The sequence below is a fragment of the Gilliamella sp. CG16 genome, from assembly GCF_046635785.1.
GTDB lineage: Bacteria > Pseudomonadota > Gammaproteobacteria > Enterobacterales > Orbaceae > Gilliamella > Gilliamella apicola_I.
Genome location: NZ_JBIDFL010000006.1, coordinates 100320 through 120307, shown reverse-complemented (window position 1 = coordinate 120307; position 19988 = coordinate 100320). Strand labels below are relative to the sequence as shown.

General features: G+C 33.5%; 14 protein-coding genes and 1 tRNA gene. 9 read left to right on the top strand and 6 right to left on the bottom strand.

Features of this window, described 5'->3' with window-relative positions; translation table 11 throughout:
• The 9 genes from ACGH47_RS07885 to ACGH47_RS07845 all read left to right on the top strand — a co-directional run.
• Window positions 1-361 (top strand): hypothetical protein (locus tag ACGH47_RS07885; RefSeq protein WP_411623148.1); only part of this gene is annotated, 361 nt, incomplete at its 5' end.
• Window positions 362-752: 391 nt separating this feature from the next.
• Window positions 753-1058, top strand: a complete 306-nt coding sequence (locus ACGH47_RS07880; RefSeq protein ID WP_411623147.1) for a hypothetical protein — start codon at window positions 753-755, stop codon at window positions 1056-1058.
• A gap of 387 nt (window positions 1059-1445) precedes the next feature.
• The gene (locus ACGH47_RS07875) at window positions 1446-1757 is read left to right on the top strand and encodes a hypothetical protein (RefSeq protein WP_411623146.1); all 312 of its coding nucleotides are present in this window, start codon (window positions 1446-1448) and stop codon (window positions 1755-1757) included.
• Between the two features lie 499 nt (window positions 1758-2256).
• Complete coding sequence (locus ACGH47_RS07870; protein WP_267380493.1) at window positions 2257-2667, top strand: hypothetical protein; 411 nt, start codon at window positions 2257-2259, stop codon at window positions 2665-2667.
• Window positions 2668-3338: 671 nt separating this feature from the next.
• Window positions 3339-3794, top strand: coding sequence for a hypothetical protein (locus ACGH47_RS07865; protein ID WP_411623145.1), 456 nt, complete (start codon window positions 3339-3341; stop codon window positions 3792-3794).
• A gap of 407 nt (window positions 3795-4201) precedes the next feature.
• Window positions 4202-5164 carry a tRNA dihydrouridine(20/20a) synthase DusA gene (gene dusA / locus ACGH47_RS07860; protein WP_267359622.1) on the top strand — a complete coding sequence of 321 codons (963 nt, stop codon included), beginning with the start codon at window positions 4202-4204 and terminating at the stop codon, window positions 5162-5164.
• A gap of 110 nt (window positions 5165-5274) precedes the next feature.
• A complete protein-coding gene (rep, locus tag ACGH47_RS07855; RefSeq protein WP_411623144.1) occupies window positions 5275-7290 on the top strand; it encodes a DNA helicase Rep in 2016 nt (671 codons plus the stop codon).
• Window positions 7291-7588: 298 nt separating this feature from the next.
• Window positions 7589-7665: transfer RNA gene (locus ACGH47_RS07850), tRNA-Arg, on the top strand.
• 1134 nt (window positions 7666-8799) lie between these two features.
• Window positions 8800-9099 carry a DUF6694 family lipoprotein gene (locus ACGH47_RS07845; protein ID WP_267350741.1) on the top strand — a complete coding sequence of 100 codons (300 nt, stop codon included), beginning with the start codon at window positions 8800-8802 and terminating at the stop codon, window positions 9097-9099.
• 87 nt (window positions 9100-9186) lie between these two features.
• Here ACGH47_RS07845 and ACGH47_RS07840 read toward each other — a convergent pair whose 3' ends face one another.
• The 6 genes from ACGH47_RS07840 to ACGH47_RS07815 all read right to left on the bottom strand — a co-directional run bounded on the left by ACGH47_RS07840 (window position 9187) and on the right by ACGH47_RS07815 (window position 19851).
• The gene (locus ACGH47_RS07840) at window positions 9187-10050 is read right to left on the bottom strand and encodes a hypothetical protein (RefSeq protein ID WP_411623143.1); all 864 of its coding nucleotides are present in this window, start codon (window positions 10048-10050) and stop codon (window positions 9187-9189) included.
• Between the two features lie 510 nt (window positions 10051-10560).
• The gene (locus tag ACGH47_RS07835) at window positions 10561-15504 is read right to left on the bottom strand and encodes a DNA repair ATPase (RefSeq protein ID WP_411623142.1); all 4944 of its coding nucleotides are present in this window, start codon (window positions 15502-15504) and stop codon (window positions 10561-10563) included.
• A 119-nt stretch (window positions 15505-15623) separates the two neighbouring features.
• The gene (locus ACGH47_RS07830) at window positions 15624-17735 is read right to left on the bottom strand and encodes a hypothetical protein (protein ID WP_411623141.1); all 2112 of its coding nucleotides are present in this window, start codon (window positions 17733-17735) and stop codon (window positions 15624-15626) included.
• A gap of 30 nt (window positions 17736-17765) precedes the next feature.
• The gene (locus ACGH47_RS07825; protein WP_065558192.1) at window positions 17766-18419 is read right to left on the bottom strand and encodes an OB-fold-containig protein; all 654 of its coding nucleotides are present in this window, start codon (window positions 18417-18419) and stop codon (window positions 17766-17768) included.
• Window positions 18420-18492: 73 nt separating this feature from the next.
• Window positions 18493-19185, bottom strand: coding sequence for a PspA/IM30 family protein (locus ACGH47_RS07820; RefSeq protein ID WP_267350749.1), 693 nt, complete (start codon window positions 19183-19185; stop codon window positions 18493-18495).
• Window positions 19186-19221: 36 nt separating this feature from the next.
• Entirely contained in the window at window positions 19222-19851 is a 630-nt protein-coding gene (locus ACGH47_RS07815; RefSeq protein ID WP_267359604.1) for a YjfI family protein, read from the bottom strand.
• Window positions 19852-19988 lie beyond the last annotated feature (137 nt).

Below are 19988 nucleotides of genomic sequence, written 5' to 3'. Positions count from 1 at the left end.
CAAAAGTATAATTTACCTATACCTTAATGAATTTAAATTAATAATTAATTTTAATTACAAATTTATGAATCAAAAAACAAACAACGACAAGAAATTAATCGAATTCGGATATATTCCTTGTCTAAATTTGCCAGAAAGAATTGACATCTTCATTTATGAAATCGAAGAAACTGAGATGTACTTATTGGTACTTCGTATTAATGGAAATCCCATTAAAACAACAGTAACGATAATAAGTCAACAAGTCCTTAATGACCATTTATCTGGTATTTCAGGTCTTGAATTGTTTGATGAAACAGTGAAGTTGTGTAATGTCTTTACACGCATAATAGTCTTTCTTAAAAAGTTATATTATGTTTAAAAATTAAATTTTAATTTAATTCACCCCCCAGTTGTCGATCTAACTGGGGTTTTTATTGCTTGACTTAAGTAAAAGTCGTCATGGAATAATTTAAATAGTCTATTATAAAATATCTCATCAATCCAAAGCTATCTTGATTTAAAACTGAAGAATTATTTAAAAGTTTATGAAACTCACAACTTACTTTTTAATAGAGAGCAAAAATATTATGAATTCAAATCTCAATATTATAGGCTTTATTAACTAATAACTTTTATAAGTGTTATTGACCTAATTTGATAATCTATATAGTATAGAATGGAATTAATTTTTAAAATTAATTTGCTACAAAAGTATAATTTATCTATACCTTAATGAATTTAAATTATTGTTAAATTTTAATATTAAACTCATGAAAAAAAGAAGTGACGACAAGAAATTAACCGAATTAGGTTATATTTCCTGTCCAAATTTGAAAGAAAGAATTGACATCTTTGTTTATCGAATTGAAGAAATTAAGAAGTTCTTATTGGTACTTCGTATTGATGGAAAAACAGTTAAATCAACAGAAACTACGATAAGTGAACAAGTCTTTATTGACAATCTAGCGGGTGATTTTACTCTTGAAACCTTGTTTGTTAACGCTGTGGGATTGTGTAATATCAATGCACGCTTGATACTCTTTCTTATAAAATTTTCTTCTGTTCTCAAAAATTAAATTTTTAATTTATTTTACCCCTCAGTTATTGGTATAACTGGGGTTTTTATTGCATGATATAAACGAAAATCGTCATGAAATAGCTTGAATAATCAATTATAAAGCATTTAATCAATTCAGAGTCATCTTGATTTAAGACTAAAGAATTATTTAAAAGTTTATGAAACTCACAACTTCCTTATTAATAGAGAGCAAAAATATTATGAATTCAGATATCAATATTATAGACTTTCACAATTAATCACTTTTAGGAATGTAATTGACTTAATCCGATTATCTATATAATCTAATCTAGAATTAATTTTTAAAATTAATTTACTACAAAAGTATAATTTACCTATGCCTTAATGAATTTAAAAATTTTATTAACTAAAAAATATTTAAATCATGAAAAAAAGATTTAGACGTATGCCTAGAGGAAAATTTAAGTATGGTTGTTTTTCTAGTGAAGAGGTAAAAGGATGTGAAATCTTAGTTTATACTTATTTACCTGACTTTGAATACTCATTGGTTCTTCGTTTTGATGAAGATATCATTGTTAGTGAAACTGAAACTTTTATAAGTAAAAGTGATTATTTTGATAATTTCAAAGATTATTTTGATTCTTATACGAAGTTTCATATTGCATTGAAGTTGATGAAATTAGATTTAAATAAGATTCGCGATTTACATCAAACATGGTCTCAATCCAAAAAATAAATTAAATTTTTAATTTATTTTACCCCCCAGTTATTGATTTAACTGGGGTTTTTATTGAATGATATAAGGGTTCATTGCCTTGAAATTATCAATCATATTGCATCTAATTAACCCAAAGTTGCCTTGATATAAAAACTAAAATTATCTACAAATTTTACACAATTCATTTCACTCCTCTTTCAATAAAAAAGCTATTTAATTAGCTGAAAACCTATGACTAATTAAAATCAATTGGGATGATAACTGGCTAATTCAGTTAATATTAACGCTGATTGCGTTTTGATTGAAAGCTAAATTGATTCAATATAGTTTAATAAACTAACTGAAGAAATAAAAAAATGATTACTGTAGAATTGAGTAAAAAACCTTAGGTATTAAAAAATATTGAAATTTCAGAATTATTGGTTTAGTATAAAAGTAGGTTAGTCTAATTCACAATGTTGAGTTATATAACTACCTACTGGTGAAGTATTCACAAATTTAATTAATTTATTCCATTATGTCAAATTTTGTAATAATCGGATTTTTATCCGAACAAAAAGAAGAGGGAGTATCAATAGCAATATTGATGGAACCTGATCGTTCGATTGTTAAATTAGTAGCAATGCGAAACGGCAAGAAAATTGAAGGTACTATTGAAGTTAAATTAACCTCAAAGGATTTTGATAGACTGTTATATGATTATCCAGATCCAACAGAGCGTAAGTATTATGTCTATGGCTTGTGTAAAGTAAATAAAAATGTATTATATCCTAATACGTTTCGTACTGTACCGAGAAATCATAGAACGCTAGAACATGTATTTATACATATACTCTTCTTTATTTGTATATCTGGAATTCTGGCTTGTTTACTCTTTGGTTTAGGTAAATTTGTTCTATATATAGTAGAATTTTTTTCTTGGCCATAGTTTTGGAATTTTATTAATTCAACAAAATAAACCTCAGTTATTTAACTGAGGTTTATTATTAAAGTTTGGTCTTTCATGAATAGTTATCATTATTGCGCAACAAATTAAAATTCTATAGCAAATAAAGACTACGATGAATAAATAGGTTACTCGTATAAATATGATACTTTTAATAACTTTAAGACTTTTAACAGGTAATCTTTTAAAGATTTAACAAAACTATTGAATTAATTAAATAATATATCTTTATAAATTATCAATCATATTGCATCTAATTAACCCAAAGTTACCTAGATATAAAAAATAAAATTATCTATAAATTTTACGCAATTCATTTCACTCCTCTTTCAATAAAAAAGCTATTTAATTAGCTGGAAATCTATGATTAATTAAAATCAATTGGGATGATAACTGGGTAATACAGTTAATATTAACGCTGATGGTGTTTTGATAAAAAGCTAAATTGATTCAATATAGTTTAATAAACTAACTAAAGAGATAAAAAAATTATTACTGTAGAATTGAGTAAAACACTTTGGGGGATTAAAAAAATATTGAAATTTAACGATTATCGGTCTAACATAAAAACAGGTTAGTCTAATTCACAATGATGAATTATATAACTACCTACTGGTGAAGTAATTCACATGCCTAATTAAAAAAATTGCATTATGTCAGATTGTAAAATCATCGGATTTTTATCCGAAAACAGTGAAAGGGGAGTATCAATAGCAATATTGATGGATCCTGATCGTTCAATTGTTAAATTAGTAGCAATGCGAAACGGCGAACAAATTGAAGGTACCATTGGAGTTGAATTAACTTCAAAGCGTTTTGATAGACTGATAGATGATTATCCTGATCTAAAGAAACGTAAGTATCATGTCTATGGCATGTGTAAAGTGGATTACAATGTATTATATTCTGATTCATCTGATGAAACCACAAATGAAATTAGTTCAAATTCTAATGATCATCTACGGATTCAAAATAAAATCGTAGATGCACTTGCAACTACTTTGGCGTTTCTTTTCCTAATAGGATTAGTGTGTATTTCTGTTTATCTTATAGGCAAATTCGCACTTGCTGTATTAGTGTACATTTTTGACCATTTGAAATTTGATTAATCTAACCAAATAAACCTCAGTTATTTAACTGGGGTTTATTGTTATAGTTTGTTCTTTCATAAATAGTTATCATTATTGCGCAACAAATTAAAATTCTACAGCAAATAAAGACTACGATGAATAGATAGGTTACTCGTATAAATATGATACTTTTAATAACTTTAAGACTTTTAACAAGTAATCTTTTAAAGATTTAACAAAACTATTGAATTAATTAAATAATATATCTTTATAAATTAAAATCCAATATAACAAGATAAAAAACAAGTTAAATTATGTAATTTTTATTGATACACTTCTAAATTAAACACAAAACCCTAACATCATTGTATTCTATGTTTTATGATAGAATATATGTTTAGTTATTTGCTTCATAATTTAATTACCGCTTTAAATCTGGTACATAAATGAAATCAACAAACAATAAATTTTCTGTAGCGCCCATGCTCGATTGGACCGATAAACATTGTCGGTATTTTCATCGGATATTGACCAAACAAACTTTACTGTATACCGAAATGGTAACAACAGGAGCAATCTTATTTGGTAAAGGGAATTACCTTGATTTTAACGTCGATGAACATCCTATTGCTTTACAACTTGGCGGAAGTGATCCCAATGCATTAGCACAGTGCGCTAAATTAGCTCAAAATCATGGTTATGATGAAGTAAATCTTAATGTTGGCTGCCCTTCAGATCGCGTTCAAAATGGGATGTTTGGTGCGTGCTTAATGGGAAATGCTGATTTAGTGGCTAAATGTATTGAGTCCATGCAAGAACAAATTGATATCCCCGTAACGGTTAAAACACGAATCGGGATCGATGATCTAGATAGCTACGCTTTTTTATGCCAATTTATTGAAACAGTTCTACCTTATACTAACACGTTTATTGTACATGCACGTAAAGCATGGTTATCCGGACTTAGCCCTAAAGAAAATCGTGAAGTTCCACCACTTGACTATGAACGAGTTTATCAACTCAAACGAGATTACCCTAACTTAACTATAGCCATCAATGGTGGTGTTAAAACGATCGACGAAATAAAACACCATTTAAATTATGTTGATGGCGTCATGGTGGGACGAGAAGCCTATCAGAATCCCATGTTATTAGCACAAATTGACTCCCAAATCTTTGGCTTAGATACGCAACCCATAGATCCAATAGCGGCAATACGATGTCTTTATCCTTATATCGAACAACAACTTTTACAAGGTGCTCAACTTAATCACATTATGCGTCATACATTGGGTATTTTTAATGGACAAAAAGGTGCAAAACAATGGCGACGCTATCTTAGCGAAAATGCACATAAAAAAGGGGCAGGGATTGAAGTTGTCGAACATGCTTTAAACTTTATTCAGTAACATTGTCAGCGTCATCCTGTTGTTATGGTTGTTTAAAAATTAAGCGTAATTGCAGGTGACAAGCAAATCGTTATATACTATTAAGCCATTTTCATAAAGGTCTAAATTCTGTGCGGTTAAATACAAGTCAGCAACAAGCTGTTGAATATGTTTCTGGCCCTTGCCTGGTCTTAGCCGGTGCAGGTTCGGGAAAAACACGGGTTATAATAAACAAAATTGCTTACTTAATTCGTGTTAAGGAATATTTGCCACGCCATATTGTTGCTGTGACTTTTACTAATAAAGCCGCGCGTGAAATGAAAGAGCGTATTGCTCAATCACTCAGCAAACAAGAGGCAAGAGGGCTTAAAATCTCGACTTTTCATACACTGGGTTTGGATATCGTTCGTCGAGAATATAAACATCTTGGCATTAAAGCTAACTTTTCTTTATTTGATGATCATGATCAAACGGCATTACTCAAAGAACTGACTCAACAATGGTTAGATGGTGATAAAGATCTCATTAACCAACTACGTTCAACTATTTCGAATTGGAAAAATGATATTGTCGACTCAACAATAGCCATGGCTAGGGCTCAAACCAACAAAGAAAACTTATTTGCTCATTGTTATCAGCTTTATGAAAAACAATTAAAAGCTTGCAGTATCTTGGATTTTGATGATCTTATCTTATTGCCTACCTTATTATTAAAAAATAATGAAGAAGTTCGAGAAAAATGGCAAAATCGAGTTCGTTATCTACTCATTGATGAATATCAAGATACTAATACCAGTCAATATGAATTCATTAAATTATTAGTCGGTAATCGAGCCAAATTTACTGTTGTAGGCGATGATGATCAATCGATCTACTCATGGCGAGGAGCCCGCCCTAAAAATTTAGTTTTACTCCAACAAGATTTTCCTAATCTAGAAGTTATAAAACTCGAACAAAATTATCGATCTTCCGGGCGAATTTTAAAAGTTGCCAATATTTTAATTGAAAATAATCCCCATATATTTGAAAAAAAACTATTTTCAGAACTGGGTTATGGTGAAGAGCTTAAAGTTATCTCTGCCGATAGCGAAGAGTCCGAAGCGGAAAAGGTGATCAATGATTTAATTGGTCATCGATTTGCGAATAACAGCCAATATGGTCAATATGCAATTTTATATCGTGGAAATCATCAAGCCAGATTGATCGAAAAAATGTTAATGCAATACCGGATTCCTTATCGAATTTCGGGGGGGACTTCCTTTTTTGCTCGAACTGAAATTAAAGATCTCATGGCCTACTTGCGATTATTGACAAATCCCGATGATGATAATGCGTTCATACGCATTATCAATACGCCAAAACGTGAAATAGGGCCAGTCACGATCCAAAAACTAGGGGAATGGGCAAATCATCGAGCTGTCAGTTTATATCAAGCAAGTCATGATATGGGACTTACGGAAGTATTATCTGGCAAACGAATGGAAACGCTACAACTCTTTATTCAATGGTTTGATTCACTAATTCAAAAATCCCATAATGAACCCATGGAAGCTATTCACGAGTTACTGCATGGAATCCATTATGAAAGTTGGATTTATGAAACATCGCCTTCACCAACCGCAGGACAAATGCGAATGCGCAATGTAGAGCAATTAATCAGTTGGTTAAATGATATGTTACAAGGTGATGACATTGACGAAGGCATGACACTTGAACAAGCTGTAGCAAGATTTACCTTACGGGATATGCTAGAACGCAACGAATCCGAAGAAGAACTCGATCAAGTTCAGCTTATGACGCTTCATGCATCTAAAGGACTAGAATTTCCTTATGTTTATTTGGTCGGCATGTCTGAAGGGGTTTTACCGCATCAAAACAGTATTGATGAGGACAATATAGAAGAAGAGCGCCGTCTTGCTTATGTTGGCATTACCCGTGCACAACAAGAACTCACTTTTTCCTTTAGTCGTCAACGCAAACAATTTGGCGAAACAGTTTACGTAGAGCCAAGCCGTTTTTTGCTGGAACTTCCTCAAGATGATCTCAATTGGACAGATGAACGAACAAAATTATCCCCTGAGAAGAATATGCAACAAGGACAAAGCAGACTTGCTATGTTAAAAGCGCAGATAGCCAATGCTAAATAAATATCAATTACAATTAAACTTGATTCGAAAAAATTTAAAAACAGGCGGAAAAAAGCAGATAGAAATTTAAAATTAAAATTTCCAAATAGAAAATGTTTAAGTGATCGATAGAAGTTAAATAAAACCGATAAACAGGTAACCTAAAAATACCGTTATAACGATTAGCAAATATAGACAAATAAAACGATAAATTGATGATATTTTGATAATCTAAGCAGACAAACGACTAAAAATCATTGACGGATCGAAATAGCTTTATATAATACACAGCGTTAAATCAACAAATCAATGATAACATGTCTCCTTAGCTCAGCTGGATAGAGCAACGGCCTTCTAAGCCGTAGGTCACAGGTTCGAATCCTGTAGGGGACGCCATTTCATCAATGACTCACAATGCCCGACCACGATTAAATCCCATTGATACTTGATTTTTAGAATTTTTAACACGATCTAATATGATTCTATAGGATTGACAACACCAATCTATTAACGGTGTCGTTACGGTATATTCTAATTCAGCAACAAAAAAATACTGTAAATAGGCTAATTGTAAAAGCCATTGAATCTGCAAAACCTAGGATAAACATCCAGTAGAACAAGCCAAATAATCCACCTAAATTCACCACGTATGTGCAAAGTAAGGTGAAAATTAATTTCGCAGTTTATTAACTCATAAACTTTCTAAAACCTATCTTTGATTTTCACATTAACAAAATTTTTTTAGTCATAATCATCTCTAAAAAAGCCCTCAAAAGAAGGCAAAGTATATAAGATGCTCGCCTTTTCGAGCTATCAGTATTCATAAATTCACCCGTAAATAATTTTGTGAATAATGTATTTGGCTGTATAGTGTGCTTTATTTATACACGAGAAACAGATATGAATATATTTAAGAGATTAGTGAAAGGTGATCTAGGCCTAGCTGTAACTTTTTGGGTGTTCGGTGTTTTATTTAGTGTGATTCTAATTGTAATTTATTTTGCAATTACTTCTATTTTCAACGCATATCACGTTCCAACATCGTTTAGAATTAGCGTAATTTTATTTATTTATTCAATTAATTTTTTAAATTCGATTATGGTTCTTGTTGGTTTATTTAATCTATTAAAAAATAATGGCGTTACTTATTGGAGAGTGATAGCTTTGGTTGTCTGGTTATGCGCGACAGCATATTCAGTCTATGATGACAGCTGTGACATACTACATTTAGTTACGCAGTAGCCTTACAACCGTTTACACCTGTATTTTTAACCTGTAAACACACTGAAGTGTTATAAATCGCAATTACCAGCAGTTCCCTAAAATATTAAGCCAACAGTTGAGGCTGATTGACTGCCGTTAATTTTGGTCCGCCGAGCATTTGGTGCATGAATTTGCGTTTTCTTCGATGATAATACAATGATAAGGGCATTATTACCTATTTATTTTTGTTGGATAAAATAATCGATATTCCTTCGATGGCTAATTTTGTATAATTAAAAAAAATCAATTAACAAAAGGAAATTATACATGTTCAAGAAGTTACTAGCTGTATTTGTTGTTAGTTTTGTTTTAGTTGGATGTGGTGATGGTTCACCTAAAGTTGACGCTTCATCTAAGTCAGCATTTCAAACATCAATGAAAGAAATATCGGAAACTTTAAAAGGAGAGGATAGCGATAATTTCAAAAAGGCAATATTTAACATTGTTTTCGCCGCTAGTTTTGAAACTGGAGGTGACGAAGCTAAAATTCAGCAAATATTGAAAGAAAAACTTGATGGTAAAACGGCAAAAGAAATCCTAAAAGAGTATAGCAAAAGTCAACCATAGTAAAAGATTAAAAGCTCGTTAAAAGCGAGCTTTTTTGGGAAAAATAAATGACTAAAAAGTAAAAATATATAATTTTGTCATGATTACCTATCTTATTACTTCTAATGGTGCATTAGGATAAGGGCGATGGAGATAGATTTGATATGAGTAAATATCATTTTTATCTTCTGCAAACAGCGGAGTTTCGCCTTTTTTGTCTTCTAATGTCACTAATCTTCCATTTCCATAAAACATAATATTATAATTTTTGATCGGTTGTATATTTCCTATACTTTTAGATAATCTATTGTCTATATATTGTTCATCTTCTTTAATTAATTCAGTATCATTATATAATGATTTAAAGACTTCGGAATCTCTTACTTTCATAATGGCCAAGAAAGATTTTTTATCGCCTTTATTAATTATATTAGCTAAATGGTTATAATAATCTACGACTTCTTTAAGTAACTTATCCTTATTTTCTTTTCTCAAATCTATGCTGTGTTCCCAATTTTTTAGTTTGTACGGAACATCAATATTGAAAATCCATTCTTTGGTGATTAGTGGCATTTCTGCATGTGGATCATCCAATTTAAATTCGTAAATTAAAGTCGATTTTTGTTCTGAATAAGATGAATATCCATTATTATATTTATAAATACTTAATGTTAGGTAATCAATACCCAATTTATCTACCGTTTTATTTCCATCATTTGGTAATAAGACAATTTGTAATTTTTGTTTTCCCGATTTTAATATAAGATCATTAATAATTAATTCACTATCACTCGAACCTGCTAAATAATTTTTTTCCAAAACCATGTTATTTATGTAAGATTCATACGGATTACCGGAAGTAACTTTTAAAGTATAGATAGTTTCTTGAATTATTTGTTTATCTGTTTTTTGTGCTTGTCCGCAAGAAAACAGAAAACTACTAAGTAAAAAAACGTTTATTAATTTTTTCATGATTACCATACCTTCAACTCATTGCTACCTTGTGGCATATATAAAAAAATACCTCATCCTCATAAGGAGACGTCATTTTTTCTAAAGATTCTTAATTATAATTACCCTTAAATTTAGATGAAAAGATATCGATAGGTACGGAAAAATCGAGGTGTCTAATATCAAAAGGTTTTCCATTGATGATTTTAGAACTTTTTGGTTGCAGGACTTGATTGCATCCGATCCTCAAAATAGGTCATACAAATAATAAGTTTTTTTAAGTAGCTTCAATGTATTCTTTTCCGGAATTATAAATTTTTCTTTCATTAGATAATTTAATATGTTTTCTTTATATAAGTTATATGTTTTCCTTAATACTCATTTGTATATTTTTATCGTTATTTTAGCCCTCCAAAAATTATTGTCTGGTTTAATTGTTTATCAATTTTGTTTTAACCTAATTGAATCATGATCATCATTTCTAACAAAAAGCGGAAAATTAATTTCCGCTTTTTTAATAAAATAACCAGTTTATAACTTTAATGCTTGAACACTTTGTACTAAGTCAGCTAGTTGGGTAACAATTTGGTTACCGGTATTCGCTTCGTCACCACCTAGTGTTTTATTGCGCATAAAGTCAGCTTTGATTTGTTGCCAACGTTTAGTTTGTTCTTTTGTTAACACCCCTCGAATTTCAGCAAGTTTAAGCAGATTTTCTTCTGCGCCGTTGGTCAGCAGTTGTGCCTCGCCCAAGTAGTGATCTTCAATAATTTGATTGAGTTCTTCATCATTCATTACGGAAGAAATTTTTTCGGCTAATTTGTTCATGTTTCGATAACTACCTTGTAGCTTGAACGGCGGTTCTGTTCGGTACTTATCGGATTGCGCTGCGCTAATAATGTATTGCTGATTGACTTTAAAGACCACTTCTCGAATTTTCAGTAAATGACGCAGTACGGCTACAATTTCGCTAATTTCCGCTTGGCTATAGGCATAGCTAAGTTCGTTGGTGTTAAGCGGTTTTCCTTGCGCATGGTCGATAAACTGATATAGGTCATTAAGATCACGTAGTGCCAATGGCGATAATATTGGATTTGATGTTAAGCAGTTTTCAATGTAACTTGATGAAAACACTTCATCCATGCCACCTAAAACTTCACCTAAGTTATAAATATCTGCACGGTTGGCTAACATGTCAGGGATTTTGAAAACCTCACCCGATTCGGTATAAGGGTTGCCAGCCATAATGACACAGAATTTTTTACCCCGTAGGTCATAGGTTTTGGTTTTTTCTTTCCATACCCCTTCAATTCGGCGAGAACCATCACATAACGAAATAAATTTTTGTAAAAATTCTGGGTTAGTGTGTTGAATATCGTCAATATAAAGCATGACGTTATTACCCATTTCGAGCGCTAAATTGAGTTTTTCAAGTTCTTGTCGTGCGGTGGCATTTGGCGCTTGCTGTGGATCGAATGATAATACGCTGTGTCCTAGTGCCGGGCCGTTAATTTTCATAAATATTAAGCCAAGTCGATTAGCCACATATTCCATTAAGGTTGTTTTACCGTAACCTGGTGGCGAGATAAGTAGTAATAACCCCATTAAGTCAGTACGGCGACTTTCACCGACAGTGCCCATTTGTTTTGCTAAATTGTCCCCAATGATTGGTAAATAAACTTGGTTGATTAGTTTATTACGCACAAATGAACTGAGTGGTTTAGCTTTGAATTCTTCAAGATGTAATTGCTCACGTTGTTCATCCAGCACTTCTTGACGCAGGCTTTGGTAATGTTGGAATTGCGGTATAACGACACGTGATTGTTTACGCATGCGACTAAAGAAGTCATCAAGATTGATTTGTAACACCCCTTGCGTAATTGAAGGGTGTTCACCTAATAAATCATTGACGGTGATATCAAGTTCAATTTCGCTGATTGCTAAAGTGATGTTACTTTCTTTATCCAACATGCATAGTAAAGTGGCTTCGGCAATGTATTCACTCAATTTTTGATATTGGGGTAGGGTACAAAGCCCTTTAAACCAACTTTCAATAAGATTCCAACGGTCAGCCAGTCGTTTTTTAAGATTTAATTGCGATTGGTTAAAATCACTCCACATGTGCGATTCTTCTAATCGAGTATTTAATCCTTCATATAAATAATGGCTATATTTGCTTAACGTAAATTGTTGTGGAATTTCAGCTAAGACATAGCTTAAGTATTCGCTTGCCTGTTTAATATGGTAAGGTTCATGTTCGATTGGCTGTTTTTGTAAGAATAGAGTGAGTTCAACCGATATTTCGTTTTGTAGATTTTTTAATCCTTCTTCATGTCCGAATAATGCTTGTATATCCTTACACGTTTTGGCACGTTCTGGCCATAATCTGACGATATCATTTTTTTGATTATGATACCAAAACAGTATCGCCACGCTACGTGCTAATGGATTGTATCTAAGTAGTTTGGCGGCTTCACCAAGAGGGATGATTTTCGATAATATTTTTACCGCATCGTGATCATGTATCCCTTTTTCATAACCTTCTCGATAGCGTAAGGCAGCGTAGTCACGTACCGTTTTATTTAGAATTTCGGGTTGATTAAGTTGGCTGATTAAATCTTCATAACTTAAATTATGTTCTTTTTTTAATGCCGAGTTGATGATCGAATAGGCAAGATACTCTGCTCGATAGACAGTAGGGGATTCAGATTCAAGCGAAATAGTCCAAAAAGGTTGATAACTTTCTAATTTTGGATGGACTATTTTTTCTTGGTAATCGGTACCCGTTAATTGTAAGTAAAGATGATGTTCTTTTGGTACAATGGTTAGGTCAAGTTCTTGTGTGTTGACGCTAAATTTATGTCTTGGCCCTAATTTAATGACATTTCCACCCGATTCAAAAATTTCGGATTTGTCACGTAAAGAACGTATTGCTTGATCTCTGGCACTTTTGAAGCGTGATTCAATATCATCAGCTTTGACATTATCAAAAAGTGCACGTAATTTTTCGACTATTTCACGAATTTTCAGCGCTAAAGGATCGGCAACAAAAAAGGCATTGAGTTCGTTTTGATCTGAAAATTTAGCGGTTCGTCTTGGAATACTGTCTAAAATTCTATCAGCAGCAGTGAGTAGCGATTCCGTTCGTCTTGTTCGATCTTCCAGTAGCGCTTGTTTGTGCGTTTCGAATGATTCTAAAATTTCTTCACGTTTTGCCAGTATGTCATTTAAAAACTCTTCACTTTCGCTAAACTGATTTTCCAGTTCTTCAAGTTGAACTAATAGCCTTGATAGTTCATCGTCACATTTTTCAGGTGTGGTGGCTAAGCTTAATGCACTGGCAATACTTTGACTAAATAGTTTGAATTGCGCACCAAATTGCGCCACCATTTCAACGCTGGATAGATTTTTCCGTTTTTGGTTAATGCGTGCTTTGGTTTGATTGAGTTTGGCATAAACTTCGGCGATCGATTCAATGATTTTGGTTTGTAGTGTTACATCATCAAATTTTAATGATGCCATTAATTGTGAAAGCATATCTAAGTTTTCAGACATTTGGTCAGCGGTTTTTATCGGTTCGATAAGCTTGGCGACTGTGTCCGCTTTAGTAAGATACTTTTCAATTTCATCTATTTGGGTGATGAACGGTTCGAGCGCTTTGTCACTGCCTAAAAATTCGGCTGTCGCTAATGAAACGATAGATTGGCGTTCTTTTAAGGCTTTTTCCATTATGTCGATCTGATTCAAATCAATATAACGGTAGGTTCTTAATGTCACTAAACTACCTAACTGCATTTTTATCGCATTTAGCGCATCGACATATTCTTGTGTTTCTTGCCAGCTGTCGGGATAGAGTTTGGCTAATAAGTCTTGTTGATTTGAAATCGCTTCACGCATGGCGCTTTCAGATTGTCGGCGTATGCTTTCCACTTTTTCATATTCATCTATCACTAATTCACTCGTTTGTATAATGTTACGTAGTACAGGCGTAAAAGATAGATTTTTCTCGTCGTTGAGCCAAAAATAGCTGTCAAATAACCGTTTTGTGTCTTCACTTAGTTTGCTGTATAGTTGGGATGAAACCGATTGGTTATCAATTTCACGTGCAATAAAGTAAAGATCTGAAATCCCTCTGACCAGTTCCGCATTACCAATCTTGCCTAAAAAACTGTTGTTAGTTGGTTGTGTTGCTGCAAATTCGTCACTATAAAAGGGGGTTTGCCAAATTTGCATTGGATGAACACGAGTCGGGTCATTATTTTCACCTTCAAATACCACCATTCGACCGTCTTCAAACACTGCATAACCATGACCTAAAATTGGATTATCAAGTTTTCGTTCGATCATGTTGTAGTTGAACAATGCTAAGCGACCTGAACTTGGTTCATAAAATATGTAGAGAACATCTTCGCCATTGGGTGAACGTCTGATACGTCTAAATCGCATACCCGACCTGGATTGATCGAAAGTTTTATATTCCCCATTTTGTAGATAATATCCACCAGGAAAGATCACACCATGATCTTCCGGTAGCTGAATACAGGCTTGTCCAATAAAATCGATACGTTGGGCTTTTTGAGTGAGGGTGTTATAGATTAAATAGCGCCAGTTTTCTTCACGATACGGTAAGACTTTTAGCAAAATTAAGGATCCGACTTTTGCGTATTCAATTTTGGCATCGTTAATGGATTGATTTTTGTCGAGTACTTCTTCACTGTAGATTCCCAGCCCGTCATTGGTGTTGTTTTCACATTTTATGGTTAAGTCACCGCCAATGGTTTCAACAAAGACTGTATCTAAAATATTTACATGAGGGAATCGTCCATTGACGATATTGTCACGTGTGGTTTCAATCCATTCAAAATCGTAAGCTGGTGGTAGCGCTATATCACGTTCACCACGATTATCAATGTAATCAATGGTTTTTTTATCACTCGAAATTGACCAACGAAAAACACGAATGTCACTGACTCGCTCACCAATTTGGAAACTGGCAAGTAGCTTTCCATCTCGTTCAACTAATTGAAGTAATTGTGCATTTTTATAATAGGTGTAGAGTTCATTAAAATCTTGAACAAAACGATCAATATTTAAAAAGGTATTGGATAGATCAACCGAATCGGCTTCGTAATTGCTATCTCGTTCTACAAGTTGATAAAGCGAAAATACGTCTTCGATTTTGGTTTCTTTTTTTAATCCTAGAAAGACGTTGTAACCAAAAAGTAACCAATCACCAAATCGAACGATGTCTCTGGCGATACAGTTATTTTCAGTTCTGATGCGAATACGTCCGATAATTGACATGTCACTTTTGCCAAATTCGGTCAGTCGTTGTTGGTTTAAGACTTCGGTTTTTTGGTTTAGTTCTTGTCCTAGCGAAGTCAAACGTTTACGAAGGATTTCATAAGCACCGCCTTCGGCGACCGCTTTATCGAGTGTTGTTTGTTGTTCGTTTTCTTGTTCTATTTCTGCCATTTTTAACTCTTGATCATTATCCAGAAAGGCGACAGTTTTCGGTAGGCTATGATTGCCTTACCGAAAACAGTTGATAGTAATAATGTTGTTTTAACCATTATCAGTAAAGTGCAGTTGGGTTAGCTGTCACTTTCTTTATTACTATCAGATGGTAAAAATTGTTTAGCTAAAGCTTTTAAGTCAGTATTTTTTAATGTGTCTTTGATATCAATGTCTTTATTTCCGGATAGACGTGATAAGACTGATTGTAGTGCAGATTGCAGAACAGGGCTTTGGTTAACTGTTCCTTCAATTGCTTTACCTACGCTAATGGCTTTCGAGAAGCTGTTAAAGAAGTTGTCATTACCGCCAACAATTTCAATATTTGCTTTACTAAATGCAGCTGCAAGTACGTCTGCTTGTTCTTTAGCGATTTCTTTATTCGCTGCAATTGCTGCCATTGCTTGTTCAAAACCTTTTTCGAGTGCCAAGCGGAACTCTTCGTGATTTTTAGATTGTTCACTCATGGTGCCCATTGCTTGGAATTTTTCAATTAAACCATTTGCTTCAGCAGTTAGGCGTTCACGTATGATCAGTGCTTCAGCCAGACCTTGTTCTTTCATTGCAGCGGCTTTAGCAAATCCAATGCGTTCATCACCACGTGCTTGAGCAGATAGTTTTTCTTCCAATATTTTCGCTTCGGTCAGACCTTGTTTTTCAGTTGCTGTCGCTTTCGCTTCAATGACTTTTGCTTCAGATAATCCTTTTTCTTGATTTCCTCTTGCTTCTGCTAATAAGGTTTCAGCGGTAATGTTGGCTTTGACTAATCCTTCTTTTTCTTCCGCTTCGGCACGTGCTTTACGTACTTTTGCTTCAGCAAGTCCAATTGCTGCTTCTTCTGCTTCAATACCTTGAGCAAGTTGTTTTTTCGCTTCGGCTTGTTTTGCAGCAGCTTCAAGTTCGGCTTGTGCCATGGTGCTAAGTTCGACCGCACGATGTTTCGATGCTTGTTCATCCGCTTCGGCTTGTTTAACTTGTTTGACTAATTCTTGCTCTGCTCGTGCTTCGGCTTCGATAATTGTTGTTTGTTTTTCTCGATCCGCTTTGGATACTTCACGCACTTCTTTGATGTTTTCTTCTTCAATCGCAACGGTTTTTTCAACGGCAACACGTTCACGAATCACATTGGCAATATGTTTCTTTTCTTCTTCAAGAACTTTATCTTTTTCGATTCGTTGTAATTCAACTTCACGTTCACGAGCGACGATTTCAAGTGAGCGAGCACGTTCAACACGTTCTTCTTCAATGGCAATTGCACGTAAGCGGTTTTGTTGTGCAACTTCTACTTCACGTAGACGATTTTCTTCACGAACTTCAATTTCTTGTTGCGATTGAATTCTTGCTTGTTCGGCTTTTAATCGCTCTTCTTCTTGAACTTTTAATGTTTCAGCTTGTTCACGTGCTCGAATCGTTTCAATTTCACGTTTTTGACGGGCTTCGGCATCGGCTTGTTGACGCTCAAGTTCTAATTTAGCTTCAATCGTTTCTGTGTCTTTTTTCTTTAAGGCTAATTCAAGATCTCTTTCTCGTTTGTTGGTTTCATCTTTATGGATAGCGGTGATAGCCGTGATTTTATTAATCCCTTCTGCATCAAAAATATTATCCGGATCAAGCGATTTAATCGGTGTTTGCTCTAAGTAATCGATAGCGACATCTTCTAAAGCATAACCGTTAAGATCTTTTCCAATCACATCAATGATTCGTTCACGGAAATTCATCCGATCTTCAAAGAGTTTGGCTAGTTCGAATTGTTTACCAACCGTTTTTAACGCTTCCGAGAATTTAGCACTAAATAGGGTGCTGACGGCTTTTTGATCTGATGCACGATCAACGCCGATCGATTTTGCCACTTTTAACACATCTTCTGTGGTTTCGTTGACACGTAAATAAAAGGCAACACAAATATCTGCACGTAGATTATCTTTACAGATTAATCCGTCTTTGCCTCGACGTTCCACATCAAAAGTAATCAATGATATTTTCATAAATTCTTTTTTGTAGATTACAGGATAGACTAACGCGCCAGTAAAGTGTACCTTCGGTCTTGACGTCATATCGTTAACAATAAGTGCAGTACCTTGCGGCACTTTTATATAAAATGCTTTGAATAATAAGAAAAATCCAACAATAACAAGGAATATAATTCCGATTGTTAACAAGAAAAATATGACTGTATCTTGATTGATTGACATGATTTGTTTTTCTCCAAAAAAATAATTTTGTTATCCATTAAACTCGTCGAGGCTAATAATTTCATAGCTATTATTTGTTTTATCATAGCTTAGCAAAATGGCTTTATCGCCACGTTTGAATTGATATGATTCGTTACATCTAACTTGTAAGATTAGACCTGCTCCACCGTCTTCATACGTTGCTTCACCTTTGGTTTCGCTGACAGTACTGGAACGGATTTCAACAGTTTGACCTAATAATGATTGATGACTATTGGCTGTATTGAGTTTGCTAAAAATAGGGCGTAGAGGTTTTATTGTAAATGCGGTTAAGTACACCGCCGCGATGAAGGCAGTTATGAAAATTATTAATCCTAATAAGTAGTAAATTAGCGCATAATGACTAATTGGTATCATGAAAAAACGAAAAGAAAAATAGCAGATTGACCATCCAAATAAAGAGATTAGGGTAATGACTAATGTCATGGGGACTTCGTTGAATCCTAACTTCATGAGTAGGCCGCTAAATCCTGAAGCTGGATTATCAGTTGATAGTTGTTTGACATCTATATCAAAATCAATGTCTAAGCAATCAACCGTTAAAACGCCAATTGATGCAACCAACCAATACAGTACGCAAATCGTGACTAATCCACTAAAGATGACGACTGGAAAAGAAAAAAAGATTCCCCAGAATAGATCCATTATATTTCCTTAAATTTCATTCTTCCAAATAGCTATATTTATAATTTTTAAGTTTAAAAAATAAATAACTATTTTAGTTTGTTTGTTTTTCTTTTAATCTGGCTAAAATTGCCATCGCGCTTTGATTGCCTGTTTTAATTCCTGCTGCTTCGAGCTTGTTATCAAGTGAACTTTCATTTTCTGCTGTTGCCAGTTCATTTTTTGCTTCAATAATGGCAGCATTTTTTTCCTGACGTTTTTTGATACGTTCTAAAGAATCTAACGCCGTTTGTAATTTAGCGGTCGAACTTCCATAACGTTGAGCAATCGCAGTTTGAGCTTTTTGCACGCTTTCGGTCGCTTTGACAATATCAACTTGTTGTTTTAAATTGCGAATGTTAATTTCAGTTTGTGAAATGGTTTGACGCAAGTTTTTTACACTGTCAGAAAAATAGGTCACCTGTTTTTGGTAGTTATCATGTTCGTTTTCAAGTGTCACTAATTTTTCAGCAATTTCTAATGCAAGTTCTTCATTATCTGAATCTAATGCTTTTACTGCGTAGCCTTCGTATTCAGTAATTTGAGTTTTAACTCTTTTTGCTTCTTTTTCCGCTATTTTTTGTTGAGCAAGAACGTTAGCTAGCGACTCTTTTGCTTGTTTAAGTTCTGCATCGGCGTCTCGGATTTCTTGATCCAATATGCGCAAAGCTTGGGTATCGATAATGGATTCACCGGCTTCGTTAATACCGCCTCGTAGTGCCGTAATCAGTTTTTTGAAAATGGTCATTGTTTAATCTCCTTATTGTTGATATTTATTCTGTAGTTAAATATTAAAGTAATGTTCGTAAGCTTCGGTCGCTTTGATCACATTATCGGATAAGGTTTCTAATTCATAAATGACATTACTTAGTATCGATGTCGCACTAAGCGCACCATACATAATATAGTTAACTGAGCCATCTCCCGTTTTTTCAATCGCAATGGTTGATAATGGGAAAAGTTTACGAGTGCATAAAATTTCTTCGTTAAATTGGGATTGTTGTTTAATTATATTAACAGGCCAAAGTAGCGCTTCAACAATAATTTGTTGATTTGATACACTTAAAAATAGTGGTAAGTCACCATATTCATGCATGATAATATGCAAACAAGCATCAACACCATCAATGATTTCGATACTTGCAGAACCTTGTTTAACTAATTCAGAATTGTTTAATTCATCATAAAGATCTGTAATTAACCAAACTTTATTATTTTTCATTTCATTATATTCCTGTTTATCATTAAAACGCTGGTTGTTTATTACCAAAGGTTGTCGAAATTGCTTTTCAATGTCGAGTAACCTTGAAGTATTTTCTGGCAAAATCCAAACTTCTTTTTTGATTAAGCCCTGATCACGCAGACGTTGTCGATACTGCTGCTGATAAAAAGCTGAGCTTTTTGTCTCTTTCATTTTTTTCATAAAAATTAGTTAAGATTTTGTTAGTGTTTAATGTGAACAATATTATCATAAAAATATTACATGTAAATATTACATGTAATATTTTTTATGATGATTATTTATTCATGAAAAATTGAGTTATTTTTAAA

Bases quoted from the DNA above. Each gene is read 5' to 3' on its own strand.
- ACGH47_RS07865 (WP_411623145.1), top strand. From the start codon at position 3,339: ATGTCAGATTGTAAAATCATCGGATTTTTATCCGAAAACAGTGAAAGG.
- dusA (WP_267359622.1), top strand. From the start codon at position 4,202: ATGAAATCAACAAACAATAAATTTTCTGTAGCGCCCATGCTCGATTGG.
- ACGH47_RS07845 (WP_267350741.1), top strand. From the start codon at position 8,800: ATGTTCAAGAAGTTACTAGCTGTATTTGTTGTTAGTTTTGTTTTAGTT.
- ACGH47_RS07815 (WP_267359604.1), bottom strand. From the start codon at position 19,851: ATGAAAGAGACAAAAAGCTCAGCTTTTTATCAGCAGCAGTATCGACAA.
- ACGH47_RS07840 (WP_411623143.1), bottom strand. From the start codon at position 10,050: ATGAAAAAATTAATAAACGTTTTTTTACTTAGTAGTTTTCTGTTTTCT.
- ACGH47_RS07835 (WP_411623142.1), bottom strand. From the start codon at position 15,504: ATGGCAGAAATAGAACAAGAAAACGAACAACAAACAACACTCGATAAA.
- ACGH47_RS07825 (WP_065558192.1), bottom strand. From the start codon at position 18,419: ATGGATCTATTCTGGGGAATCTTTTTTTCTTTTCCAGTCGTCATCTTT.
- ACGH47_RS07870 (WP_267380493.1), top strand. From the start codon at position 2,257: ATGTCAAATTTTGTAATAATCGGATTTTTATCCGAACAAAAAGAAGAG.
- ACGH47_RS07875 (WP_411623146.1), top strand. From the start codon at position 1,446: ATGAAAAAAAGATTTAGACGTATGCCTAGAGGAAAATTTAAGTATGGT.
- ACGH47_RS07880 (WP_411623147.1), top strand. From the start codon at position 753: ATGAAAAAAAGAAGTGACGACAAGAAATTAACCGAATTAGGTTATATT.
- ACGH47_RS07820 (WP_267350749.1), bottom strand. From the start codon at position 19,185: ATGACCATTTTCAAAAAACTGATTACGGCACTACGAGGCGGTATTAAC.
- ACGH47_RS07830 (WP_411623141.1), bottom strand. From the start codon at position 17,735: ATGTCAATCAATCAAGATACAGTCATATTTTTCTTGTTAACAATCGGA.